At 44.4% G+C, this 24,210-nt stretch carries 26 protein-coding genes; 15 read left to right on the top strand and 11 right to left on the bottom strand.

The annotated features are described in order from the left end of the window. Positions 1–209: 209 nt before the first annotated feature. Together B3K42_RS06880 and B3K42_RS06885 are read right to left on the bottom strand one after the other, a co-directional pair. Entirely contained in the window at positions 210–2,522 is a 2,313-nt protein-coding gene (locus B3K42_RS06880) for a hypothetical protein (protein WP_292597791.1), read from the bottom strand. Between the two features lie 57 nt (positions 2,523–2,579). Continuing rightward, entirely contained in the window at positions 2,580–3,905 is a 1,326-nt protein-coding gene (locus tag B3K42_RS06885; protein WP_292597794.1) for a hypothetical protein, read from the bottom strand. 357 nt (positions 3,906–4,262) lie between these two features. Between B3K42_RS06885 and B3K42_RS06890 the strand changes: the two genes are divergently transcribed. Genes B3K42_RS06890 through B3K42_RS06915 form a run of 6 tightly spaced genes read left to right on the top strand, consistent with a single transcriptional unit; the run spans position 4,263 to position 10,070 of the window. Next, complete coding sequence (locus B3K42_RS06890; RefSeq protein WP_292597795.1) at positions 4,263–5,240, top strand: LacI family DNA-binding transcriptional regulator; 978 nt, start codon at positions 4,263–4,265, stop codon at positions 5,238–5,240. Between the two features lie 18 nt (positions 5,241–5,258). Then, a complete protein-coding gene (locus tag B3K42_RS06895; protein WP_292597798.1) occupies positions 5,259–6,509 on the top strand; it encodes an extracellular solute-binding protein in 1,251 nt (416 codons plus the stop codon). Positions 6,510–6,527: 18 nt separating this feature from the next. After that, entirely contained in the window at positions 6,528–7,406 is an 879-nt protein-coding gene (locus tag B3K42_RS06900; RefSeq protein ID WP_292597801.1) for a carbohydrate ABC transporter permease, read from the top strand. Further along, positions 7,403–8,221 carry a carbohydrate ABC transporter permease gene (locus tag B3K42_RS06905; protein ID WP_292597803.1) on the top strand — a complete coding sequence of 273 codons (819 nt, stop codon included), beginning with the start codon at positions 7,403–7,405 and terminating at the stop codon, positions 8,219–8,221. Before B3K42_RS06900 ends, B3K42_RS06905 begins: the two co-directional genes overlap by 4 nt. 12 nt (positions 8,222–8,233) lie before the next feature. Then, a complete protein-coding gene (locus B3K42_RS06910; protein WP_292597806.1) occupies positions 8,234–9,115 on the top strand; it encodes a glycosidase in 882 nt (293 codons plus the stop codon). A 4-nt stretch (positions 9,116–9,119) separates the two neighbouring features. Beyond that, positions 9,120–10,070, top strand: a complete 951-nt coding sequence (locus B3K42_RS06915) for a glycoside hydrolase family 130 protein (protein ID WP_292597808.1) — start codon at positions 9,120–9,122, stop codon at positions 10,068–10,070. 27 nt (positions 10,071–10,097) lie between these two features. Here the strand turns inward: B3K42_RS06915 and B3K42_RS06920 are convergent, their stop codons facing one another. From B3K42_RS06920 to trpS, 4 genes are read right to left on the bottom strand one after another with little or no spacing between them, the layout of a single operon-like run. Then, complete coding sequence (locus B3K42_RS06920) at positions 10,098–10,820, bottom strand: pseudouridine synthase (protein ID WP_292597885.1); 723 nt, start codon at positions 10,818–10,820, stop codon at positions 10,098–10,100. Then, positions 10,738–11,382 carry an SMC-Scp complex subunit ScpB gene (gene scpB, locus B3K42_RS06925; RefSeq protein WP_292597810.1) on the bottom strand — a complete coding sequence of 215 codons (645 nt, stop codon included), beginning with the start codon at positions 11,380–11,382 and terminating at the stop codon, positions 10,738–10,740. Before scpB ends, B3K42_RS06920 begins: the two co-directional genes overlap by 83 nt. Beyond that, entirely contained in the window at positions 11,379–12,071 is a 693-nt protein-coding gene (locus B3K42_RS06930) for a segregation and condensation protein A (protein ID WP_292597813.1), read from the bottom strand. Before B3K42_RS06930 ends, scpB begins: the two co-directional genes overlap by 4 nt. A 2-nt stretch (positions 12,072–12,073) precedes the next feature. Next, positions 12,074–13,057 carry a tryptophan--tRNA ligase gene (gene trpS, locus B3K42_RS06935; RefSeq protein WP_292597816.1) on the bottom strand — a complete coding sequence of 328 codons (984 nt, stop codon included), beginning with the start codon at positions 13,055–13,057 and terminating at the stop codon, positions 12,074–12,076. Positions 13,058–13,200: 143 nt separating this feature from the next. On the opposite strand from trpS, the gene B3K42_RS06940 reads away from it, so the two are divergent. Together B3K42_RS06940 and B3K42_RS06945 are read left to right on the top strand one after the other, a co-directional pair. Further along, the gene (locus B3K42_RS06940) at positions 13,201–13,794 is read left to right on the top strand and encodes a DUF4897 domain-containing protein (protein ID WP_292597818.1); all 594 of its coding nucleotides are present in this window, start codon (positions 13,201–13,203) and stop codon (positions 13,792–13,794) included. Continuing rightward, positions 13,787–14,542: an SIR2 family NAD-dependent protein deacylase gene (locus tag B3K42_RS06945; RefSeq protein ID WP_292597888.1), complete on the top strand. Its 756-nt coding sequence runs from the start codon at positions 13,787–13,789 to the stop codon at positions 14,540–14,542. The genes B3K42_RS06940 and B3K42_RS06945 overlap by 8 nt, the downstream gene beginning before the upstream one ends. Here the strand turns inward: B3K42_RS06945 and prmC are convergent. Genes prmC through B3K42_RS06970 form a run of 5 tightly spaced genes read right to left on the bottom strand, consistent with a single transcriptional unit; the run spans position 14,517 to position 18,156 of the window. Continuing rightward, positions 14,517–15,350 (bottom strand): peptide chain release factor N(5)-glutamine methyltransferase, encoded by an 834-nt coding sequence (gene prmC, locus B3K42_RS06950; protein WP_292597820.1) that lies wholly within the window; start codon positions 15,348–15,350, stop codon positions 14,517–14,519. The two genes, B3K42_RS06945 and prmC, sit on opposite strands and share 26 nt — an antisense overlap. Next, positions 15,347–15,649: a metal-sulfur cluster assembly factor gene (locus tag B3K42_RS06955; RefSeq protein WP_292597822.1), complete on the bottom strand. Its 303-nt coding sequence runs from the start codon at positions 15,647–15,649 to the stop codon at positions 15,347–15,349. Before B3K42_RS06955 ends, prmC begins: the two co-directional genes overlap by 4 nt. A 1-nt stretch (position 15,650) precedes the next feature. Next, a complete protein-coding gene (locus B3K42_RS06960) occupies positions 15,651–16,673 on the bottom strand; it encodes a SurA N-terminal domain-containing protein (protein ID WP_292597824.1) in 1,023 nt (340 codons plus the stop codon). After that, complete coding sequence (mazG, locus tag B3K42_RS06965) at positions 16,670–17,455, bottom strand: nucleoside triphosphate pyrophosphohydrolase (RefSeq protein ID WP_292597827.1); 786 nt, start codon at positions 17,453–17,455, stop codon at positions 16,670–16,672. Before mazG ends, B3K42_RS06960 begins: the two co-directional genes overlap by 4 nt. Beyond that, positions 17,452–18,156 (bottom strand): ribonuclease HII, encoded by a 705-nt coding sequence (locus B3K42_RS06970; RefSeq protein ID WP_292597829.1) that lies wholly within the window; start codon positions 18,154–18,156, stop codon positions 17,452–17,454. The genes mazG and B3K42_RS06970 overlap by 4 nt, the downstream gene beginning before the upstream one ends. Positions 18,157–18,332: 176 nt before the next feature. Between B3K42_RS06970 and B3K42_RS06975 the strand changes: the two genes are divergently transcribed. From B3K42_RS06975 to B3K42_RS07005, 7 genes are all read left to right on the top strand, one after another. After that, positions 18,333–18,791, top strand: a complete 459-nt coding sequence (locus B3K42_RS06975) for a MarR family winged helix-turn-helix transcriptional regulator (RefSeq protein WP_292597831.1) — start codon at positions 18,333–18,335, stop codon at positions 18,789–18,791. 17 nt (positions 18,792–18,808) lie between these two features. Beyond that, positions 18,809–19,471 (top strand): OstA family protein, encoded by a 663-nt coding sequence (locus tag B3K42_RS06980; protein WP_292597834.1) that lies wholly within the window; start codon positions 18,809–18,811, stop codon positions 19,469–19,471. 14 nt (positions 19,472–19,485) lie between these two features. Next, positions 19,486–20,754, top strand: a complete 1,269-nt coding sequence (gene serS, locus B3K42_RS06985) for a serine--tRNA ligase (RefSeq protein WP_292597836.1) — start codon at positions 19,486–19,488, stop codon at positions 20,752–20,754. Beyond that, positions 20,755–21,441: an RsmE family RNA methyltransferase gene (locus tag B3K42_RS06990; protein WP_292597839.1), complete on the top strand. Its 687-nt coding sequence runs from the start codon at positions 20,755–20,757 to the stop codon at positions 21,439–21,441. A gap of 12 nt (positions 21,442–21,453) precedes the next feature. Then, entirely contained in the window at positions 21,454–22,392 is a 939-nt protein-coding gene (locus tag B3K42_RS06995; RefSeq protein WP_292597842.1) for a 1-phosphofructokinase family hexose kinase, read from the top strand. A 265-nt stretch (positions 22,393–22,657) separates the two neighbouring features. Continuing rightward, positions 22,658–23,086 (top strand): DUF4332 domain-containing protein, encoded by a 429-nt coding sequence (locus B3K42_RS07000; RefSeq protein ID WP_292597845.1) that lies wholly within the window; start codon positions 22,658–22,660, stop codon positions 23,084–23,086. A gap of 259 nt (positions 23,087–23,345) precedes the next feature. Continuing rightward, positions 23,346–24,194 (top strand): AraC family transcriptional regulator, encoded by an 849-nt coding sequence (locus B3K42_RS07005; RefSeq protein ID WP_292597848.1) that lies wholly within the window; start codon positions 23,346–23,348, stop codon positions 24,192–24,194. Positions 24,195–24,210 lie beyond the last annotated feature (16 nt).

Here is a 24,210-nt window from a genome sequence, read left to right on the forward strand (position 1 = left end):
TAACGAGGAATAAACCTAGAGAAAACAACCCTAACTCAGTCTTTTCAAAGCTTTAAATGGTTTTCATCGTTAGACTTTTCGGGAACTTAGGCTGTAAGCCCTAACCCTGCAATCCGGAATCCATTTCTAATATAGTTTTTTAGAGGGCCTATACTCCCATCACACAATCGGCTGCTTCATCTGAACTGCTGTTCTTCAATCCGCAGTTACTATTCCTGAGAACCGGAACCAGCTCTAGAGAGTGAAATTGCGAAAACGTGTACATTAGGCATTTGAGGTAATACTATTCCCTTTAAGGGTTTGTCGAGAAGATCGACACAACGGTAATACAACATGCATTTAGTTCTCTCTGTGTTGCCTGTATTATCATATCTACCTGAAAACTCGAAGGCGATTTCCTCTCCTGTCGAAGGTCCACCGCACCAATCGGAAAAAGATACAGGAATTGTCTGCTGCGAATTATCTTCATAGATGAGCAGGGCTTCACCGAAATAGTCACCGTGATTAGCGCTACCGAGAATGCAGATTTTGTCGAACACTTCCGCCGACAATTCTATTGCCTGCCCTGTGAGCCGAAAGTTGTCGTCGCCTTCGATGTTTACAACAAATCTGGTATTTCTCACTGAAAGGAACCCGTGTTCTAGATTCTTCTCCAATTCAGAGGATATGAATGAAGCTCCAAACAGCCCCTGAGGATTGTCGAAATTTGCTATCTTTCTCTCATCGGAGGCTGCTATTCCGTTGTTGTTGAAGAGCTCTCTGAGGTTCAGATGAAGTACATTCCCATCTTCGATAGTATCAACTGCCAATGAAGGTACTTCAGCGAACCTTCTCTCTCTTTCATAGATTCTCCCATTTTCAAACGAGAGCCCTTTATCGATTCCAGCGTGCTCTTTGAAGTTGAGAATTAGTGATTCATTGTCTTTGATAAGATAAACAGCCGCGAGATTAGGCACAAGAATTATCTGGTCGAGATCAAAACTGCCCTCAGTTACCCTTCCTCCGACAGTTAGAGTTGTCTCCTTACCGGTTCCACTTACAGTGCCTATTTTCACGATAGTCTTCTCGCTCATTTCAACTGTCTTCTCAGATCTCGAATCACCAAGTTTTACTGTGAAGACTGCGGTTTTTGATCTTACTTCGTTCAGGGCTGCAAATACCGAATAAGACGCCTCTGCCAGCGTTACCGAAAGACGAAGGCTAAATGCTCCGGAGATCTTCATTACTGCGTTGCCTGAAACCCCAGCACTCTGAACTACTTCTATCTCGGAGAGACCGGCCCTCATAGACTCTGCTTCTATGATTTCAACTGGTGTCAGGATTTCGACATCTTCAGAGAAGAAGCGTTCAAACTCGCTGGGAAGTCTGCTGATTCTCTCAAGCGAAAGAAGCATGGAGATCGTAGATTCTGCCCCTGCATTCCTGTTTATGTGTGAGAACTCAAGTCCGTCAAATCCCTCTCCATTTCTTCCTATCATGGATTGATTCAGCCTGTTCGCTCCGAGGAACCAGCTCCCTAGCAGAGCAGTTATTACAGCGATATCCTCGTCTTTTGTGAGATCGTACAGACTGTAGCCAGCTGAAATTGCGGATTCTGCTGCATAGGCGATCTGCGGGAAGAGCTGTAAATAGCTCGAAATTGAGTAAAGGGGCCCCGCATTTATAAGGAGCATAGAGCTTTGCTTGAATGATTCTGCCGAGATTTCAAGAAGGCTGTCGTTTCCTAGAATCTCTCCCGCCACTGCCAACGCTTCCAGCTGTCTCGATCCCCACCCGTGCCAGAAGTATCTCGGTTCTGAAGGCGATGATTCGTCGACAAGACCATTGAAAATCGAGTCCTCATTTTGAATGACTTTGCTCTGCAGAGCGGCCGCACACCTCTTTATGAAACTTCCCACTAGCGCATCGTTGCTTATGGCATATAACTCCGCTGCACCAAGAAGAACTACTGAGGAAAGATCGGTGTATCCCTGTATCAGACCGTCCTGTTCAAAGTTGATTATTCTTCGGAAGCACCTATGTGCAGCATCAGTCAGCCTAACCGAAAACTCGGGGTCACAATCCCGAGATATCCGTGCTCCGGTTGTAAGTGCCCATAATGCTCGAGCTGCCCACCAGTTGCCTCCCTTTCTTGATGTGGGACCGTTTCTGTTGATTCTACCGTCCTCGAAGACAAAATTATAGAAATCTCCATCACTGTCCTGCATGGAAAGCACAAATTCGAGAGCTTCTTTAGCACGATCGTAGTGTTGTTCCGTTCCCGAGGTTTCAAAGAGCCTTGAGTAAAGAATTGCAGCTCTTGCAACATCATCGACGCATGTCACTCCTTCACCCGGAGCGTCGGCATGCCTGTAATTGCCGTCAGGAAGCCTGTCCGCATAGATCCAGTAACCGATTTCACTTTCTCCTTCAACGGCAAAATGATCTCTGAGAAACTCAAGATGATCCAGATTAATCTGAACTTCAATTCCTATAAGCATTAACGAAATCAGAAGTACTGGAATAATCAACGCTCTCTTCATAGGCACCTCCAAAAGAAAAGGGTGAGAGGAAGCCTCTCACCCTTCATTAAAGATCAGTTACTCTCCTATCTTAAGTGATTGAATCTCTGATTTCTTCATTTCAACGAATTCTATCGAGTCCTCTATCGAGTCGGCATTGTATATCGAGTAAACCCTCTTGAAACTGACAACATCTCCTGCCACAAAGTGCCTTACATAGTCTTCCCAATTCGATGATACGTAGCCTTTCGTACTCTCGAAGATATCGATCTCACCTGGCATCCATTCGAAGTATCCGTCTCTGAATTCTCTGCTCTCATATACCCAGGTGAGGCCACCCATCCACTTTTCATAGTCGGCGACCACGACTGGAACCTCTGGATTTATCTCTGCTACACCAGTCTTCAACGACTGCGAGTAGTTGGCTCTCCAGCTCTCCTGGGAGGCAAAAATGTATGTTGCACCCCACCAGAGAGGTCTCATCGAATCGACAGCAGGGAAAACTATGTAAGGTTTGTTTCCGGAAAACATGATCGCATTTCTATCAAGCCAGTATTCTAGCGGTGTAATATTCAGCTGATCGGCCCAGAGAAGTCTTCTGAATACGGGGAGCGTATGGACCGTGTCTTCGGCTGCGTCAGTCAATACTCTTGTTGCCATTATCTGCAGTTTCATTAGTTCGGCGTATGTCGCAAATTCAAAGGTGTTATGAGAAATGATATCTCCATTGCTGAATAATGTTGTAATTATCTTTTGGGTTATTCCGAGGAACGGTTGGGCTTCAAGCGTGCTGGCTACTGTTATTCCTACGGGGCCTGCCGGAAGAACTGTAGCTTCCTTTACTATGAAGTCTCCAGTTGTCTTTTCCTCATGTCGTCCGTATTCGCCATCTACGTAGTATGTAGATCCAACGTAGCCGGACATTCTCACAATTCCCAGTTCGTCTACGACCGTGCCCTCTACATCTCCAAAGCCTGTAACCTTTACTAGACCCTTGCTATTCGCTACTGCAGTTATCTCTCCAATCTCGATAAGCCACTGTCCTTCTTCCTCCACAACCTTCCCCACTGCATCGAACTCCGGTGGAAGAATATCGAAATCGTCGGTAACTGTGATTTCTGCAGGTCCTGTAACCAGAAAGGCCATAACATCCCCGGACGACAGTTTGCCATTAAGATCGGTATCGTCAATTTGATAAGGAAGCTCCTTCCCATCCTGAACTACTCTCAGCGAATCCCAGTTAGCGTCAAAGTCAACTCCAACAAGATCAAGGATCTCGCTCATGGTTATTGTCACTGCAATAGGCTCGCCGGTGAAGCAATTGACAGATACAGGAACCTTAACAGTTTCAGCAGCAAGAAAGACCGAAACCAATATAAAGAACAGAACCAAGAACTTTTTCATACAAACACCTCCCAGAAAGTCGATATGAAATCGCTTACATATCAATGAGATTATAGAATCTTATGACTTCTTTGATCTAAAAGAATTATGGTTATGCGTGAACGATTAATGATGCCAGTGAGTTAAGAAGACTATGTTGCTCGCTTTTTCACAATATTGCTTGTGTTTTAATCAGTGATGAACACCATGCAACGCAATAGAGAGATACAGAAATATAAGACGCGTATTTCTAGCTTGATCGTTCTTGTTCATCATCATTTGATCCTAATTGACCAGGAATAGATGTGATTATCCTAACTAAATAAGGGTATATTATTCTTGTGGCTGTAAGCGTTTACATATATTGAGGTGATACTTATGTCTGCAAAACTATCCGATGTCGCCAGATTAGCAGAAGTCTCAACAGCAACAGTTTCCAGAGTGCTAAACAAAAGCGGATACGTTTCTCAGAAATCCAGAGAAAAGGTCCTGTCGGCTGTAGAAGAACTCGAATACAGCCCTTCTAGAGTTGCCAGTTATCTCGCGAGCCGGAAGCTCACTTTCAATATTGGAATTGTCGCAGGAAAGAGGTTGTCCCGGATTCTCTCTGATAAGTCAGATCAGTTTTATACTATTGTTCTAAATGGAGTGAAAGCATTTTTCAAAAGCAATAATATGAGAGGTGAGCTTATTCCAATCAATGAGTTTTCGAACGACTTTGATGGATACCTCATGATTGGAGGAGAAATAAAGGAAAATGATGTTAGAAGAGTTAAGAGCAGGGGAAAGCCGGTTGTGCTTATTGACCAATACTTGGCCGGAGTGAAAGTCGATTGTGTCGTCTCTGATGGATATGACGGAGCCATTTATGGAATCAGAAAGTTGCTTTCAAAGGGATTGAAGAAGATTGTGAACATCCATGGTCCCTTGTCTCACTTTGGCTTCAAGGATAGGTACGATGGCTATGTTTCGGCAATGGAAAGCGCCGGTCTCCTTCCGAAAGCATTTGAATTCGATGAGGAGAACGATAACATGAGCCCCATTATCGATCTCTTGCTTTCGAGATATGGACTTCCAGATGCTGTCTTTGGATGCAACGATACTGCAGCGATAAGAGCAATGGAAGAGCTGCAGGCTAGAGGAATAAGAATTCCACAAGAGGTCTCGATAATTGGATTTGATGATATAGTGTGTTCTTCAGCCACCTCTCCATCACTAACAACTTTCAAGATCTTCAAGCATGAGATGGGAGTCGTTGCATCAAGAAGATTGCAAAGCTTGCTAATCGGAAATGAGCCTCATCCGACGAAGATTTCCTTATTCACTGAATTCATTCAGAGAGAGAGCACTTCATAGAAAAGGAGGTAAAGCATCATGAAAAAGACTGTTCTATTAGCAGTGTTCCTGTGTTCCCTTATTGGTTTATTTGGCATTGAACTGGTATTCTGGACAGCACCCAATCCCCTCCAGGAAAGCTTCTGGAAGGAGGTTGTTACAGAGTGGAATCAGAATAACCCTGACATCCAGATAAAGTGGTCAACGATTCCCGCTGCGGGTAGTTCAGAAGAAGCTATACTAACATCAATAGCATCTGGAAGAATGCCAGATATCTGTACAAACATCTTCTCGGGCTTTGCAGCACAGCTTATTGAAGCAGATATACTAGTCCCCTTGAATTCTTTCCCGGATTTCTGGGAACTGATGGAACAGAGAAAAATGACCACCATTGTTGAAAACTGGAAGTTTGGAAGCGACTATTACGTACTGCCCATTTACTCTAACCCCATTATGATGTGGTGGAGATCAGACATTCTGAAGGAGCTGGGTTATGACAAGCCGCCCAGAACCTACTCGGAAATCTATGAGATTAGCGAGAAGTACTCAGTGCCCTATGAAAAGTATGGAACGCTAGCAGTTATGGGCAGAAACTGGTACGACAGGTGGTACGACTTCATAACTTACTATTACGCTGCTAGCGAAGGTTCTCCATATCTCGATGTTGAAAAGGCAAGAGCTCTATTCAACAACGACACTGGAAAAGAAGTCGTTACGTTCATCGACACAATGTTTAGAAATGATTGGACGGCAGTTGATCTGGGTAGCAATCCGTTTTACTTTGGAGTCGTTCTTGGAGGCATATTTGGACCGTGGGAGATAAATCAAGCTAGGAATCTCTTCCCGGATGTCTTTGATCATATAACAATAACTCCTCCTCCAGTTCCAGATGATTACCCTGAAGACAAACCGATATTTACTTTCGCTGATACTAAGGGATTAGTCATGTTTGCCACAACAAAGCACAAGGAAGCAGCATGGAGATTTATCAAATGGGTCTATTCAGATATTGAGAAAGACAGAAAATGGATGGAGGTTACTAATCTTCCACCAGCAAGAGAGGATCTGCTGACTAACCCGATATTCCAGGAATACATGGAGGATAATCCAAAGTTTGCTGCCTACGCTAGCCACGTGGCCTATGCGGTCCCCCCAGCTCTTACTACAAAGACAGTTGAAGTTCAGGAAATTCTCACAACATTTTTGATAGAACAAATAATGTATGGAAAATCCAGTCCATTTGATGCACTAAGTGATGCGGCAACGAGAGTACGTAGAGAGCTCTTCTAGGAGAAGAGGTGATTTACTGTGAGGAAGAGATTGAAAACCATCGATGCAATAAAAGGCTGGTCTCTGTCTGGGGGATATCTGTTATACACGGCAATATTCTGGGGTTACCCATTTGTGTGGCTTGTTATACTTGCTTTGTCAAAATGGAACTACTTCACTCCCAGAAAATTCGTCTGGTTTGAGAACTTCGTGAAGTTGTTCCAGGATGAGCTCTTCTGGAGGGTCGTACTGAACACCTTCAACTTCATGCTGTATTTCATACCGATGGTTCTCGGTCTCTCCTTGCTTTTCGCTCTCGGCTTGAAGAGGGTCAAGCTGTTTCGAACTTTCTTCATACTGGCCTTTCTTGTCGCCAATGTCTCCTCCGGAGTTGCCTATTCCATAATCTTTCAGAAATTGTTCGCAATAAATGGTCCCCTTAATGAACTCACAAGAGCCTTATTCGGAATCACTATTCCCTGGTTTAGCAGCCCTCAACTGGCCACTCTATCTATTGCTGTGATGGTGACCTGGAAGTTTATCGGTTATTACGGCCTTATCCTCTTTTCCGGGCTTCAGGCAATCCCCGACAGTCTTTATGAAGCGGCAGAACTGGATGGCGCGGGGAAAACGACCAGGTTCTTCAGAATCACTCTACCTCTTATTAATCCGTCTTTAGTTATGGTATTAGTTCTTTCTCTTACCCTTACTTTCGGAATATTCACTGAACCCTTCCTAATCACTGGAGGTGGTCCAATGAGGACTACATACACGTTTCAGATGTTGATTTACACCACAGCATTCCAGAAGATTAATCCCGGCTATGCCTCATCACTCGCTATAGTTGTGGCCTTACTAAGCTACGGATGCGTCATACTGACTAGAAAGCTAGTCGAGCGGGATGTGGAAATCGTATGAGAAAAATTCCTACAATCATCCTTTACATTGTTCTCTTTACCACCTCCATCGTATGGATCTATCCATACATATGGATGCTATTATCATCGTTCAAGCCGACCAACGAGATTTACGGCGGATTTCTTCCAAGTCAGTTCACTTTCGAGAATTACAAGTTCATACTGGAAGCTGCCGACAAAATGGAAAGGCCTTTCGTTCAGGCTCTTGGCAATTCGATTTTCATATCTGTAACCGTCACCTTGGGAGTACTAGTATCCTCGGCTCTGGTCGGTTTCGGACTATCTAGGCTGAGTTTCAAAGGAAGAAATGCAATATTCAATTTCATAATCTTTCAAATGATATTCCCGGGATTTCTCTTCATTGTCCCTTTATATGTCCTTATAAGGAATCTCGGTCTCATTGACACCAGAACGGCTCTCATACTTCCTTCACTCGTATCTGCTTGGGGAGTATTCATGTTCACTCAGTCCTTCAGAGCAGTACCTAACGAGTATCTGGAAGCGGCCAGAATGGATGGAGCAAATGATCTATGGATAATCACCAAGGTGTTAGTTCCCCTCACAAGTTCAACTGTATCGATCGTAGGCCTCTTCACTTTCATTGGAATATGGGATAACTTCATGTGGCCTCTGATTGTTGTGAGCGACTACTCAAAGATGCCGCTTTCCGTACTTCTTGCTAGCTTCAACATGCAGTACGGAAGCTATCTGGGTCCGGTTCTTGCAGGTTCTGTACTTCAAACTATGCCAATGGTAGTAATATTCCTGGTGTTCAGAAAGTACTTCCTTCAGGGAATATCTATGTCATTGAAATAAGGAGTGAGAGTTGTGATCAAACTGAAAAGACATCCGTTAAATCCTCTGATCTCTCCAGTCCCGCAACATCACTGGGAATCGAAGTATGTTTTCAACTGTGCCGTCATCAATCGTGATGGAGTATTTCACATGCTCTACAGAGCACAGGGCGAGGATATGGTCTCAAGAATTGGATATGCCGTTTCGCTGGATGGCCTCAGATTCAACCGTTTTGAGAAACCCGTCTTCACTCCCGGAAGTCAATGGGAACTCTACGGTGTTGAAGATCCCAGATTGACTGAGCTGGAAGGAAAAATCTATATGCAATACACCGCATACTCACCACAAGGGATTAGAATATCGATGGCTTCGACTCTTGACTTTCTTCGGTGGGAACGTTACGGTGTAATAATTCCAGATATCGACAACAAAGATGCGGCGCTTTTCCCGAAGAAGATTAGGAGTCGCTATGTGATGTTCCATAGAATTGAGCCAGAGATGTACCTGGCATATTCAGATGATTTAGATTCGTGGTCGAAATTTACTTCCATCGCAGGTCCTAGACCGGGTATGTGGGACAACCTGAGAATTGGAGTGGGCGCACCCCCAGTTGAGACCGAATACGGATGGCTTGTACTTTACCATGGTGTGGAAAATACCCCTAGACCCACTTATAGACTCGGCTTTATGGTTCTGGATTTAGAAAACCCCGAGAAAGTTATAAAAAGAAGTGATGAACCAATTCTTGAACCTGAAGAAGAATGGGAAATCTTCGGAGGTGTTCCCAACGTTGTTTTCTCCGACGCTATGGTTGAGCATGAAGATAACTATTTCATCTATTACGGAGCGGCAGATAACCATATTGCCGTCGCAACAATTGAGAAAGAGACTGTGTTGGACTGGATAAGGAGTTGATTATATGAAAAGACCATTGACATTAGTATTTCTCTTCCTGGTTTCATTGGCATGTGCAGTCTCTATAAAGTTTGAATCGCTTTATAATATTGAAAGAGCTTCCAATCTTCCTTTGCTGATGTCACAAGGTATTGATTGGGAGAGCAAGGCTGTATTCAATCCGACTGCCATAGTTGTGGATTCTACAGTGTATCTACTGTACAGATCTGAAGACTGGACGGGAACAGGTAGATGGAACGGCACATCCAGGATCGGCATGGCCAAGTCGGAAGATGGATTTGAATTCTCAAGGCAAGATCTTCCCCTGATAACTCCTACTGAACCATACGAGATCCCAGGCGGATGTGAAGATCCTCGTATAGTGAAGATTGAAGACCTCTATATACTCACTTACACAGGATATGACGGTGGGAAAGCGAGACTGTGCATCGCCACATCAACAGATTTTGTTGAATGGGAAAAGCTGGGACCAGTCTTTGAAGGTGATACTTGGTCAAAGTCCGGTGCGATTGTACCTGCAAAGATTGATGGTAAGTATTTCATGTATTTCGGCGATTCCTCTATTAAGCTCGCCTATTCAACGGACTTGAAGAACTGGACTATCTATCCCCGACCAGTAATGGAACCAAGACCAGGAAACTTTGACAGCAGGTTGATAGAGCCAGGCCCAACTCCAATAATCACTGATGAGGGAATATTGCTGATCTATAACAGCGCGGATTTTTCGACGATCTACAGACCCGGAGCTGCCCTATTCGATATTGATAATCCCAGGAAACTTGTAAAAAGGACTGATAAACCTCTTGTTGAGCCGGAACTTTCCTGGGAAAAGCAAGGTCAAGTTCCGAACGTAATTTTCATTGAAGGGGCGGTAGTCATAGAAGAAAAACTGATTCTTTACTATGGAGCTGCTGACACTTACATTGGTGCGTTCGTTGTCGATCTGAGCATCTGAAGAGAAAAACCTTGCTAGTATATGCATCTAAAGGTTCTTATTGCCTTTTCTAGGGGTCCTCTTCTGGGCCCCTTTGCTTAACAAATCGATTTCTTTCCGGCTAAGTCTCTTTACATCGCCAGGATTAGGAACGAGAGATATACTTAGTGTTCCGATAGATACCCTGACAAGGCTCACAACAGGTTTATTGAACACCTTGAAAATCTCTCTTATCTCTCGTTTATGGCCCTCATAAATCGTAATAGAATACTTCGAAAAATTCCCTTCACTTCGCAGAAGCCTTATCTTTGCTGGAGAGGTTTTGAATCCATCGTTAAGAGTGACTCCAATCTTCACTGCTTGGAGATCGCGATCGTCAAGAATTCCCTTTACTCGTGCGACATAAGTTTTCTCTATCTCTGAAGCGGGATGTGAAACAAGATTCGCAAGATCGCCGTCGTTTGTCATCAATATGAGGCCACAACTGTCTTGATCTAGCCTACCCACGTGAAAGACCCTCTCTTTGATCTTTCCGTCAATTAAATCTGTAAGCGTTTTCCTTCCTCGATCATCGCTCATGGCACTGAGATATCCAATTGGTTTGTTGACTAGATAGACGACCTTCTCTTCGCCAGAAAAACTCAGTCTGCTTCCGTCAAGAAGTATTTCAGAAGATTCAGGTGTGACATCAAGCCTCGGGTAAGTCTCTATCCTGCCGTTCACTTTCACCCTCCCGTCTAGGATCGCTTGGGTTGATTTTCTCCTCGACATTCCCGTTATCTGTGAGATTATCTCGTGAAGTCTCAAAATTATCTTCTCCCTCGCCGAAAGCCAAACCTTCAACGATCTCTGCAAGATCGTCAACCTGAAACAACTCGTAGAACCGAGAAGTGACTTTGTAGAGATAAGGTCTCCCGGGTAACTTAGACTTTCTCTTTCCGACAAGCCCCATTTTTGATAGCTCAAGAAGCTGGGACTGAGAAGAACGTCCCCTAATAAGCTCAACATCATTCCTGGTTAGTGGACCTTTGACGGCCACTACTGCCAGAACTTCCATCTGAGTGTCTGTTATGCTTACAAGAGGCCTTACCGAAATCTGACTCACAAAAGACTGAATCGATGCCTTCGTATAGAACCTGAGCTTGCCATTAACTGACTTGATCATAACACCGTGTTCATGACCTTCATATTCTTTCTCAAGTTCTTCCAGAAGCAGCATAACCTGGCTAAGCTTTATCCCAATAATCGAGGCTACTCGCGAAGGCTCGATCCCGCTCTTTGCCGAAAAGATCAATGCTTCCATGACGGCCTTCTTTGTTAATTCCTCGCTCACGAAACCTTCCTCCTGAGAGTGAGGGGTTCTACGGTGTCAAGATAGTACCTGTTCAGTTTGAGCAACTCAAGAACTGCCAGAAAGGAAACGATAATCTCTGATCTGCTTTCGAGACTCATTAGGAATTTGTGAAGCTCTATCGTTTCATAAAGTTGCTCGATCTGCATCATTCTATCTTCGACGTTTATGCTTTCCGAGACTATTGTGTATACCCTTTCTCTTAGCACAGTTTCTTTAAGTATAGCCTTGAACGCTTCCGTCAATTCATCTGGAAGATCTTCCTTTCTTTCTTGATCTACCATTGGCTTCGCGGTTGCCCTTTCATAGCTGTATGCATCGTACAACTTTACCCTGAATTCCTTAGACAGGTCCTTTATAGCCTTATACTCCTCGACTCTCCGGTAAAGCTCCTTCCTCTGGTTGTCAAATACCTCAGCCTCGTTGTTACTGATTCTCGGAAGCAGTGCCTTCGATTTCATCTCCATTAGGGTTGAAGCCATAACAAGGAAATCCGAAGTCACAACCATATCAAGTGATTTCATTTTGTTGACATGAGTGATGAACTCATCTGCAATCACTGTGATTGGGATCAACCGAATATCTACCCGGTGTTTCCTGACTAGATAAACCAGTAGATCAAGTGGTCCTTCAAATTCGGGAAAACTGAAGACCAGTTCAAGCTGCTCCATGGTCACCACCCCAGCTTCGTTGCTTCAAGAACTCTCTTCATTGTCTCCTTTGCCACTTCTCTAGCCTTTCGATTGCCATCTTCAATTATTCTGGAAAGTTCGGAAGTGTTCTCCTTGAGATATGATAGTTTTTCCCAGACGGGAGATAGTTTAGCGACAAGGTTTCTCTGAAGCACTCTCTTGCATTCCAGACACCCTATGCCTGCCGTCTTACATCCTTGAACAACCCATTCTTTTTCTTTATCAGAAGAAGTGAAGGCCTTGTGATAATCCCAAACCGGGCATTTCTCAGGGTCTCCAGGATCATTCCTTCTCTTTCTTGCAGGATCTGTCATCATTGGAGCAATCATCTTCCAGAGCTCTTTCTCATCTGTATCTATAAGAATGTAATTCTCGTAACTCTTGGACATCTTTCTGCCATCCGTTCCTGGAAGCTTAGGGACCTTTGCCAGAATCGGCTCCGGCTCAGGAAAGACCTCGGCAAACTGGTTGTTGAATTTTCTGGCAATCTCCCTGGTAAGCTCTACGTGATATATCTGATCCTCTCCAACTGGTACTCCTGTGGCAAGATACATAAGAATATCTGCGGCCTGCAGAACAGGATAAAGCAAGAATCCACCACTTGATAAATCCCTGTTTGCTATCTGCTCCTTCTGATCCTTGTAAGTGGGTACACGCTCTAGCCTCGAAACAGATACAAGCATGGAAAAATAAAGGAATAGCTCCGCATGTTCCTTAATTGCAGATTGAATGAACAGAACGGACTTCTCCGGATCAAGACCAACTGAAACATATGTTCTGATGATATCGAGACTCCAGTCGTGAAAGCTAGAAGTTTCATCAATGTGTGAAGTAAGACCGTGCCAGTTTGCCACGAAGTAGAAACATTGATTTCCCTGGTCCTGCAGCTCTTTCCACTTCTCCAGAGTGACAAAATGCCCCAGATGAAGTCTGCCAGTCGAGCGCATACCGCTTAGAATTCGCACTGAAATCCCTCCAAACCGAAATCCAGAAATATAAATGCACTAGCTGATCGTTGATGGCGATCACAAAGGGCCACAATGTATTTTAGCACAGAATGATGTTATCATATTCTCAGGACAATCTAATAATTATTGGGAGGTTACAAATGAAATTCAACACCCTTCTTATCATACTTGTTGTTGTAATGGTTGGAATGACTGCAATAAACATGTTCATGGCATTTAACAACAGACTGGATATAGATACCCTGTCATCCAACAGCAACTATTCATATGACTACGAGGGCCGGGCTACACTTGACATCGAAACCGAGATAATTTTCAACAAACCCAGCCAGATGACACAATTCCTTGAACAATACGATAAACCTCGGGAAGAACAACTAACAGATTTTCAGGAATCAATGAACCAATTTGCGGAAAGCTTCAGCAGACAGATGTTCGTTGAGGATTTTCAATCTACGGCTACAGTTCTTGGTTCAAACAGAGTGAAGGTAATTGAACACGCTGTCATTGCAGGTTTTGCAGCCGTTGAGGACGGTGTAGTGAATACAGACATGGGAGAGATGGAATTCGACCTGACTGGTGAAGCTTATTTGCTGACAGTCTCTCTGCCCCGCGATGCAACGATAATCGGTGTAGATCCCACCCCCACGGTCTCCGCAGATGGAAATGTCTTCATCTGGACCGATACAGGCAAGACAAACTTTCCTAAGATTCAATTTGCAAGAGGTGAGTAGCGTCAGCCAAGAAGCCGATCTATTCATTTCCCTGATAAGAGAATCAGCAAATACCTCAGTACTTACCGGTGCTGGCGTTTCCGTTGCAAGCGGTATTCCAGATTTTAGAAGTCCAGGAGGTCTTTACAGCAAAGTCTCACCAGATATATTTGAGCTCGGCTCATTCATGAAAGACCCTGCCAGATACTACAAAGTGGCAAAAGAGAGAATCCACACGATGGCAGACGCCAAACCCAATGCTACTCATCTTCTCCTGGTCAAGCTTCAGAAAATGGGGTTGATCAAAACGATAGTAACTCAGAACATCGATGGTCTTCAACAGAAGGCCGGAGCAGAAGGAGTGGTTGAATTACACGGGACAGCCTCCTTTTTTGATTGTATGAAATGTGGAAAGGAATTTGACAGGACAGACCTTGAACTTGTTCTACAAAGAGCCGACATCCCTAAATGCAGTTGCGGTGGTCTGATAAAGCCAAGAATCGTCTTTTTCGGTGAGATGCTTCCCGAAGATGCAATCAGAAAGGCGGAAGACGCTGCGCAAAACTGTAATCTCTTTCTTGCTATGGGCTCTTCACTGATGGTGTATCCCGCTGCTCAGTTTCCAGTTATCGCCAGATCCTCCGGTGCGAAAGTTGCAATCGTGAATAGGGAAGAGACGGGTCTTGATTATCTTGCTGATCATGTCTTCAGAGTCGAACTGGAAAGATTTTCATGTGAAGTTCTCAATCTTCTGGATGAAGAATCATGAATCGGTAGTTTCCCGAGAAGTCCTTCCTGAACTCGTAACAGTAACCTTTCAGCTTACGAGCAAGCTTAAGAAGCCCTTCAGTCCCGTACTGCGATATTTCGAGGTAGACTCTCTTTCCACTGGGTAGATGTCTGAAAAACTCCCTGTAGAAGTCAAGACCATCCTCCCCGCCATCTAGCGCAATCTGAGGTTCATGGTTTCTTACAGCTAAATCCAGAGAATCTATGTCGGCTGTCCTAATATATGGAGGATTAGAAACCAAGACTTCCACACGTTCCAGAAGAAAGCCTAATCCCTCAATATTGTTTGCCTCAATGAACTTAATGTTATGAATGCCGTTTTTCCGGGCATTTTCCTGTGCAAGAGCAAGAGCCTCTTTCGAGATGTCTGTCGCGTAAACAATCGCGGAAGGAATGTGGCTGGCCAGTGCGCAGGCTATTGCTCCACTTCCCGTTCCTATGTCGGCGAATACTCTTGAACTGTCTTCGCCCGCAATGACAATTTCAACCATCTCCTCTGTCTCGTTACGGGGAATCAAGACGCTAGGAGAGAGCTTGAGTCGAATCCCAAGGAAATCTCTGAATCCCAGCACATAATCTATAGGTTCTCCACTGGCAACTCTCTCCACCGCAGCAAGGTATCTATTGGCAAGTGGAGACTCGATTTCTTCGGTTTTCTTGAGGATAAGATCGGCTTCACTCAGAGATAGAATTTCCTTCGCAAGCAATAACACAACAAAGCGGGAATTCTCAATTCCCGCCTCAGCCAGTTTCTTCCTGGATATCTCTACTAATTGCTCTGATCTCACATTCCTAGCATCTTTCTTACGTCGTCACTCGCCATCTCAGGTGTCCAGGGAGGGTCGAAGGTAAGTTCCATTTTGACTTCACCGATCCCTTCGATCTCGCTCACTTTTCTTCTTGCATCTTCTAGCATAAGCCCTGCCAAAGGACACATCGGCGTCGTCATTGTCATCTTGACTCTAACGTCGTTGTTTTCTTGTACTTCTACACCGTATATCAATCCGAGGGAGACAATATCAAAACCTATTTCGAGATCGTACACTTCCCCCAGAGCTTTCATAACAACTTCTTTTGTCAAACTCAATCTACTCTCCTCCATCAGTCTCGTAGTATCTCTCTATAACAGCTCCTTCTTTGAAAGTCTTGAATTCCTGCTCTTTCCATATTCTCCAGAGCAAGTCCTCCTTTTCTGCAATCAGAATTTGCCGTATCTCTTCCCTTACGTCATCAATGCCCAGAGCACCGGCTGGAGAATATGACTCAAGATAAATAACAGCATATTTGTTGTCAAGAGTCACGACCGAAGAAAGCAACTCGCCGTTAGTCGGTTTGAAGAGAGATTTCACAAGCTCGGGATTCAGATTCTCAATCCCCTGTCTCGTGAAACTTCCCGACTGAACTTCAGGGAAGGTATCGAGTACAGAAGCAGGATTTGCATCCCTAGATGCCGCCTTCCATACCGAATAGGCTTCAGAGAAGGAATCAAACAGGAGCACCTTTAAATTGGCCCTTTCCTCCTCAATTGCATACCTGGAGGAGTTGGCCAGATAATACTGCTCAACTTCCTCTTCTGTAACAGTTGCACTTTCAGTAACAGCTTCATAGAGAGCATTAAGAACCTCTTTGTAGGCAAGATCCCTGACTACTTTCGCCTCATAGGAACTCAGCCCATCGATGTATCCTTTGAGAATGTAGAAAAGATCAGCATCTGACTTCTCAATGTCCAATTCTGTGAGAGTATCCATGATTGATTTGTTGACAACGCCCCTCAGAACCTCGGTGTCGGCTTCTATTCCAGCTTCCCTAGCATACTGAATAAGAAGCGTCTCTTCGATCAGAGCCTCCAGAGAATTTCTTTCGTATTCCTCCAGTAATTTCTGGCCGGCTTCAGTATTCAGAAGCATCTCTGAAAACAGAGGGTCTACCTCTTCAATCCTCTTTGATATCTCAGTATAGTTAGGCAAAACTTTCGAAAGGAAAGCATCCATGGTGATAACCTCGCCATTTACCCTGGCGGCTATCCCACTTCCAGACAACGTCTCTGTCTGTGCAAACGCTGTTACAGCAAATAACATAATCATCAGGGCAGCGATTAGCAGCTTCTTCAATTTGTACCCTCCTTCGCTTTTTCCCACAGGTGATTGAGCTCATCTATGGTCATGCTTTCAATTTCCAGACCGTACTCCTCAATATGACTCTCCATATCTCGAAAACGGTTCACAAATTTCTCAGTTGATCTCTTTAAAGCCGATTCAGGATCCACATCAAGAAATCTCGATAGATTTGCAATCGTAAAAAGAAGATCTCCGAGTTCCTCTTCAATTTTCTTCTTGTCCCCTCCCTTTATAGCACAGTCTAGCTCTTCTATCTCTTCGTCTATCTTGTTGCGCGGACCGCTTATCTCGTTCCAATCAAAACCTACGACTGAAGCATTCTCCTGAACCCTACGAGCCAGACTCAGTGCTGGAAGAGCCTTGTTGATCTTACCTATAGAGGAACTTCCAGTTGAGCCTGCTCCCTTTTCCTTCGCTTTTATTTCTTCCCACTGACGATAAGAATAACCCTTTGAATCGGAAAAGACTTGGGGGTGCCTTCTCACGAGTTTATCTGTTAGTGACCTTACAACATCCGTAATTGAGAAGGCTTTTCTTTCGGCCGCAATCTGTGAATGAAATATAACCTGAAGAAGGATATCACCGAGCTCTTCGGCAAGCTCTTCGTCATTCCCACGATCTATGGCATCAAGTACCTCATACGCCTCTTCAATCAAATATGGTCTGAGCGTCTCATGAGTCTGTGCTATATCCCATTCACAGCCTCCGGGAGATCTCAATTTCTCCATTGTCTCAATGAGTCTTACCCATTCGCTTTCCTCAAATGTCCTCTTCAATTCTTGACCTCCGTTGTAGTCAACCCGGCTCTAAAAAGCCTGGCGTTACTTACTTCATTTTCTTCTGACCAGCGTGATACAAGTTCCTTAGGAATCAACTCTCGAATCGGCCTGTAAGTGAGTCTGTGCCAAGTTGTCGGTCCGAACTCCCTCAGAGCATTTAGATGCATTTCAGTACAATAACCCTTGTGTCTTCTATAGCCATACTCGGGATATAATGAATCGAGAGAATCCATAATCCGATCTCTAAACACCTTTGCAATTATAGAAGCACTGGCTATCGATGCGCTCTTCCGATCTCCGCGGACAACACACTCGCCCTTCACATCCAGTTTTAGCCACTTTCCATCGACGATTACATAATCTGGCCTTTCAGAAAGAACGCTCAGTGCCCTGTTCATTGCCAGTCTGGTGGCAGCTAAGACGTTGATGAGATCTATCTCTTCGGGCGACGAAAGCCCTATACCTACTATGGAGTTCTCGATTATTCTCTCAAACAACGATTCTCTGATTTTTCTGCTAAGAGCTTTAGAATCGTACACGCCTTCCACTGGATTCAGAACTATAACGGCAGCTGCTACAACGGGCCCGGCCAGAGGACCTCTTCCGGCTTCATCTACACCTGCAACTATCTTGTGATCTACTCTGTAAGCGGCATCAAATCTAACAAGCTTATTGAACTCTTCTTCAGACAATTTCATACTGAAATTATACATCACCATTTCATAGGCTTCAGCACATGATGCGAACGCCATAGAACAGATGAATGAACGTAAGCAACCTGAGAATCAGTCTTAACCGTGGCAAATATGATGATATAATCTCTTGAGTAGTAACGTTTTCTGTCAACCAATACAGAGGGTTTGGAGGTGTGGTGATGTCCGGAAATGAAATCAAAAAGGAAGACGCTGCAATTCTTGAGAAGAATCTTAGAGCGATTTCTACGAGGATTAGAAGGGAAGGAAGAAAGGTTTTGAGGGACTTCCCGATCACTCCGGCCCAATTCGATGTCCTTCAGATCCTTTTCTTCAATGGTGAAAAGAGGATGAGTGACATCAGTCGCTGGCTTGGAATAACAAAGAGCACAACAACGGGTCTTGTGAAAAGGCTTATTGATGCTGATTTGGTAGAACGAAGGCGTTCTGACAAAGATAGGAGATCATTCATAATCGACATTTCTGATTCCGGAAGAACACTCATCGAGAAAGTTATCGATAGAAGAGTAGAGTACCTGAAATCGGTAATGACCGAAATAAAGTCTGATCAGGTAAAGGCTCTTGAGGTAATTGTCCAGAATCTTCTAGAGATAATGGACTCTAAGAAAGCAAAGGTATAATCGTCTGGAGGTAGTTTATGAAGAGAAAGAGTATTATTATTGGACTAATTCTTGTTTCCCTTGCAGCAACAATTTTTGCCAGCACAGTAAGGATAAAGGGAGACACAGTCCTGGGATCTCTGCAGAAAGAGGTCTTTACTTTCATTGGAAATGTCTTTATTAACAAGGACGGAGAAATCTACGTTGAGACTCCACTGGCAACTGCGACAAAGGGTACTACTGACTGGGAGAGTTTTGTCACTGAAGGCAAAACCTTTGTAAGATTTCAGACTGGTGAGGCTACCGCTTCATCGCTTGACTACAATCTTGAGAACTCCACCGGCACATTGCTTGAAGATGTTGAAGCCATAATTTACTCGAAAGAGGATGATGGTAAGGACATATATGTTTACAAGACCGAGATACTCAATTTCGATCAGAAAACAGAATACTATGAGGGTTTCGCAAAGGAAACAGGGGAGGCAACGCCAGACCTAATTTTCATTGACTACAAAGGCGATCTCAATGTTGATACGCTCTACTTCGAGTATTTTGGAGATACGGGGCTCCTCAATTTGAGAGGAAATGTCTTTGTTGACGATTTCAAGAACAGTAGAAAGATTTGGGCCGCTGAACTGGTATACGACACAAACGACGACTCATTTGAAGGAAAAGATGTTGAGATAGAGCTTGTTTTCTAGCTGGAGGAAAGAACATGATTGACGTAAGGTTGATTAGAGAAAACCCCGAAATTGTGAGAAGAGCTCTTGAGCACAGGCAGATGACCTCAGAGCTGTTGGATGAGATCGTTGATATGGAATCAAAGAGGAGAGAGGCGCTGCAGGTCGTTGAGCAGAAAAAGGCCGAGAGAAATAGCATATCTTCGGAAATTGCTCGTGCCAAAGCAAGCAAAGACGAGAAACTTGCTCTTTCCCTTATGGAAAGAGCAAAAGAGATCTCATCTGAAGTTAAGGAGCTTGATAACCGAACTTCTCAGATAGAAGAAGAACTGAAAATCAAACTTCTCTATCTTCCCAATATTCCTTCATCGACCACACCTATTGGCAAGAGTGAGGAAGATAACGTAGTTCTTAGGACATGGGGGGAACCGAGAAAGGTCGATTTTGAGATCCGACCGCACTGGGATTACGGCCCGGAAACAGGTCTTATAGACTTTGAAAGAGCCGCGAAAATATCTGGAGCGAGATTCACGATTCTTAGAAGAGACTTCGCAAGACTTGAGAGGGCCATAACTAACTTTATGCTGGACCTTCACCATTCCAAGGGATACGAGGAAGTAGCTCTTCCTTTCATGGTTAAGAGAGATACGATGCAGGCTACCGGTCAACTCCCAAAATTTGAAGAAGAAGCTTACAGAATAGATCCCGACGATATGTTTATGATACCTACGGCAGAAGTACCTCTTGTTTCTCAGCACATGGACGAGATCATCGAAGGTGATCTGCCTAAGAAATACACGGCTTACAGTGCATGCTTCAGGAGAGAGGCCGGATCGTACGGAAAGGATGTTCGTGGAATGATAAGAGTACACCAATTTGACAAGGTGGAGCTTGTCTGGTTTACCCATCCCGACGAGTCGTACGATGCGCTTGATAATCTTACGGCCGACGCTGAAGATGTTCTTAGGAAGTTGGAACTCCCTTACCGGGTAGTTTCTCTTTGTACTGGGGATATCGGGTTTGCATCGGCCAAGACTTATGATCTTGAAGTTTGGTTGCCTTCTTACAACACTTATAGAGAGATTTCTTCCTGTTCAAACGTTGAGGACTTCCAGCCAAGACGAGCCAACATAAGGTTCAGAGACAGTGACAACAAGCTGAAGTTTGTACACTGTTTGAATGGCTCGGGACTGGCCGTTGGAAGGACCCTGGTAGCAATAGTTGAGAACTATCAGAGAAGTGACGGAAAGATTGATGTGCCCAAAGCCCTCGTACCATACTTGAGTCAAGAGGTCATTGGTTAGTTGCCCAATGCTTTCTTTGTTCTGCCCGAAGACAACAGAGTCACTCTAGACAGCAGTGAAACCAAGCATCTGAGAGTGACTAGAGCAAGACCCGGTGATAAGCTAACGGGCATTGATGGCAAAGGAACCACTTACAGATTTGTTCTCGAAGAACTTGGGAAATCATCTGCTTCGGGAATTGTTATCGAGCGCGAGTACATCGAGAAAGACGGTAAGAGTGTTACTGTAGCCGTGGCAGCGACGAAGTGGCCACGGCTACATATTCTGATAGAGAAGGCTACCGAATTGGGAGTAGACAGAATCGAGTTGTTCAGCAGTCTTAGATCGGTTTCCAGAGTTGATCAAAGTAAGTTGGCTAAGTTCAATGCAGTCGCAAAGGAAGCTGCCAAGCAGAGTGTCAATCCTTACATTCCCGAGATTAGAATATCCGAGACTCTTCCTCTTGAAGGATCATTCAACCTGCTTCTGGAATTCGGCGGCAGGCCTTTAGCAGAAGTAGAAGAAGAACTTGCCGTTGAAAGAAAACTGCGATTGATCGTAGGACCCGAAGGAGGTTTCGCACCGGAGGAGATTAGGGACATCTCAACCCGATGCACTTCCGTTTCTTTGGGAAGAAGAACTCTGAGAGTCGAGACAAGCGTGATTGTTGTACTCGGAATTATCAATTACCGTCTCGGCAGAATATAGGAGGTACAAGTAGTGATTTTCTCACTGACTTTGAACGCAGCTCTCGATAGATTCTTATATACAGACTCTATAATCGAGGACGATACTGTAAGGGTAGATAGAGTCAAGGACTACCCTGCAGGTAAAGGTGTCGACGTATCACGTGTAATAAATGAACTGGGAGGCCATTCGGTCTCAATAGCTTTTCTTGGAGGTCATACCGGAAAGATCATAGAAGAGATGCTAGATGATGAGGGAGTCGTTTATGCAACGGTAAGAAGTGAAGAAGAAACAAGGATTAACATTCTAGTACAGACTGGAAGTGGTCAATACAGGATGAGTCTTCCGGGCCCGGTAATTTCGGAAAGGGAAACAGAAAAACTCTGTAAGACGATTGATACCTTGTTGAGAAAAGGAGACTATCTTCTTATCTGCGGAAGTGTTCCTGAAGGAGTAAGCAGCGACATATACGCTCGACTCTGTTCAAGGATGAGAGACATCGGAGTCAACGTCTACATAGATTCCGACAAAGAGCCGTTAATCGAAGGCGTAAAAGCTGGCCCCAGAGGAATCAAGCCAAATTTGCATGAACTACAGAGGTTGTTGAATCGGGAACTTCATGGAGAGACAAATATAAAAAGAGCTCTACTTGAGGTCTCAGACAAATATTCGATCGAGGAGGTCCTTCTCACTATGGGAAGAGAGGGAGCCCTTGCACTTATCGGTGGAAGCTTCTATCGAATAATGGTGCCCGAAGTTTCCGTCAAGAGCGCAGTGGGGGCAGGAGACTCTTTTCTTGCAGCTTACTGCTTGTCGAGAGAATTGGGCGAGAGAAGTGAAGTTGCTTTGAAAATGGCAGGAGCAGCTAGTTCTGCTGCCGTCATGACCCCAGGTACCGAACTCTGCAGGTTCGATGATGTAATGAATCTGCTGCCACAAATCACTGTTGAAGCTGTAATCGCTCCTGGATGATTCACTTGATAGCGTATCGCATCCGCCAACTTCTCTGCAGGCGTTCCGCACTTTGTATCTGATAGAGGTTAACGGATGACAATTAGGGCAGATTTTGCAGCTTTCCTTAGGAAGAAAGGAAAGAAGCAGAGTGTTATTGATGGTATAGTAGCAGATGTTGTCTTGTTCGAACAATTCCTCCGTAAAACCAGGGGTAAGTCTATCAAAGAGACTGAGACAGATGATATTCTAAGATTCGTCGCCGCGTGTGGAAAAGGAAAGAATCTTGGTAAGAAGCTTCGCTCTATATTTCTGTTTTCTTTCAAAGCCCTCCCTTTATGCACTTGCTTCGGAACTTCGTGAAAAAGAAATTTCGGCAAAGAGGAAGGCATTCAGACTCGATCAGTTTTCAAACTACTATCAAATGGTCGTGGATAACCTTGCCAAAGCAGGAATAGTTAGCACCTATCAAAATATCGAGGCTGCCCGTTCACCCGAAACGAGAGAAAATCTGGCTGCACGTACGGGTACTGAAATGGAGAGGATACTTGAATACCTGAAACTCTCGGATCTCTCAAGACTTGGTGGATTGAGGGGAGTCCGGGCGAGGCTATACTACGATTCTGGAGTAGATACTTTAGACAAACTGTCTAGCTGGGACCCCGAGGAATCGAGGCCAATGCTGATCGACTTCGTCAGAAGAACGGGTTTCTAGGGAATGCCTCTACCAAAAGAAGTGAGTAGCACCATAGAAGCCGCTAAGAAGCTTGAAAGGCTTGTTGACTTATGACGTTACCGTATTAACGGCTCATTCAGTTTGAATTGCTTCTGCATTGATTCAGCCTAGAGAAAAAACTCCATGATACTTTCGATCAAAAACAAACCCTTTCATATTTGTATAATCGTTAAGACGATTGTTGTGGAGGTGAAGTGATGCCAACCTCACTTCCTTAAAAGAGGACAACATTGATTGTGTGAACTCCGTTATAGATTACATTGAGGAGCACCTTTCATCTCAAATAACTCTCACCGATCTATGCTCAGAAAGCTTCTACTCATCAGTTCATCTCCAGAGAATCTCCTTCCACACTGTGGGCGAGACGATAGGCCAGTACCGCAAGGGAAGAAGATTGAGCGTGGCCGCCGACAAACTTGCGACAACCTCAATGACGATTCTTGAGATAGCTTTGCAGCTCGGCTATGATTCGCAAGAATCTTTTACCAGAGCATTTAAGAGCAGATACTACATGACGCCTGGCAAGTATCGCAGATTCGGACTTCACTTCGCCGTTACCCAAAAGAAAAGACTCCTCTATAAGAGGAACCTAATAGGTCTTGAGGAAAGAAAGAAAATGGAACCGAAAACCCTTCACAAACCTGCATTCAAAGTGATTGGCCTGAAGTACTATGGAAATGATCCTACCAACAACTGTCCTGATCTTTGGAGAGACTTTATGGAGAGACTTCCAGAGATTGAGAACGTCATATCGGCGAAGGAAAGCTATGGACTAATGTGCACAGGCGAAGAGGACTTCGTTGACGGAAAGTTCGACTATACTGCATCGGTAGCAGTCTCCAGTCTGGAGAACATTCCCGAAGGAATGGTTGGTGCTGAGATACCCGAGGCGACGTACGCAGTCTTCACTCACAATGGAAATCTGGATTCTCTGCAGGAAACTTACGAATACATCCATGGAAAGTGGTTTCAGAATTGGGAGTATGAACCGACTGGACTTAATGAGTTCGAGTTATATGACGAGAGATTTACCGGAGAAGAGGACTCTGAGCTTTATATCTACATCCCTATTAAGAAAAAACAGTAGATCATCGAAAAAGGGG

The organism is Mesotoga sp. UBA6090 (assembly GCF_002435945.1).
GTDB lineage: Bacteria > Thermotogota > Thermotogae > Petrotogales > Kosmotogaceae > Mesotoga.

Coding starts and splice junctions, on each gene's coding strand:
- B3K42_RS06970 (WP_292597829.1), bottom strand. CDS start 18,156: ATGAAATTGTCTGAAGAAGAGTTCAATAAGCTTGTTAGATTTGATGCC.
- B3K42_RS06885 (WP_292597794.1), bottom strand. CDS start 3,905: ATGAAAAAGTTCTTGGTTCTGTTCTTTATATTGGTTTCGGTCTTTCTT.
- B3K42_RS06980 (WP_292597834.1), top strand. CDS start 18,809: ATGAAGAGAAAGAGTATTATTATTGGACTAATTCTTGTTTCCCTTGCA.
- serS (WP_292597836.1), top strand. CDS start 19,486: ATGATTGACGTAAGGTTGATTAGAGAAAACCCCGAAATTGTGAGAAGA.
- B3K42_RS06905 (WP_292597803.1), top strand. CDS start 7,403: ATGAGAAAAATTCCTACAATCATCCTTTACATTGTTCTCTTTACCACC.
- B3K42_RS06975 (WP_292597831.1), top strand. CDS start 18,333: ATGTCCGGAAATGAAATCAAAAAGGAAGACGCTGCAATTCTTGAGAAG.
- B3K42_RS06940 (WP_292597818.1), top strand. CDS start 13,201: ATGAAATTCAACACCCTTCTTATCATACTTGTTGTTGTAATGGTTGGA.
- B3K42_RS06915 (WP_292597808.1), top strand. CDS start 9,120: ATGAAAAGACCATTGACATTAGTATTTCTCTTCCTGGTTTCATTGGCA.
- B3K42_RS06920 (WP_292597885.1), bottom strand. CDS start 10,820: ATGTCGAGGAGAAAATCAACCCAAGCGATCCTAGACGGGAGGGTGAAA.
- B3K42_RS06930 (WP_292597813.1), bottom strand. CDS start 12,071: ATGGAGCAGCTTGAACTGGTCTTCAGTTTTCCCGAATTTGAAGGACCA.
- B3K42_RS06895 (WP_292597798.1), top strand. CDS start 5,259: ATGAAAAAGACTGTTCTATTAGCAGTGTTCCTGTGTTCCCTTATTGGT.
- B3K42_RS06890 (WP_292597795.1), top strand. CDS start 4,263: ATGTCTGCAAAACTATCCGATGTCGCCAGATTAGCAGAAGTCTCAACA.
- B3K42_RS06880 (WP_292597791.1), bottom strand. CDS start 2,522: ATGAAGAGAGCGTTGATTATTCCAGTACTTCTGATTTCGTTAATGCTT.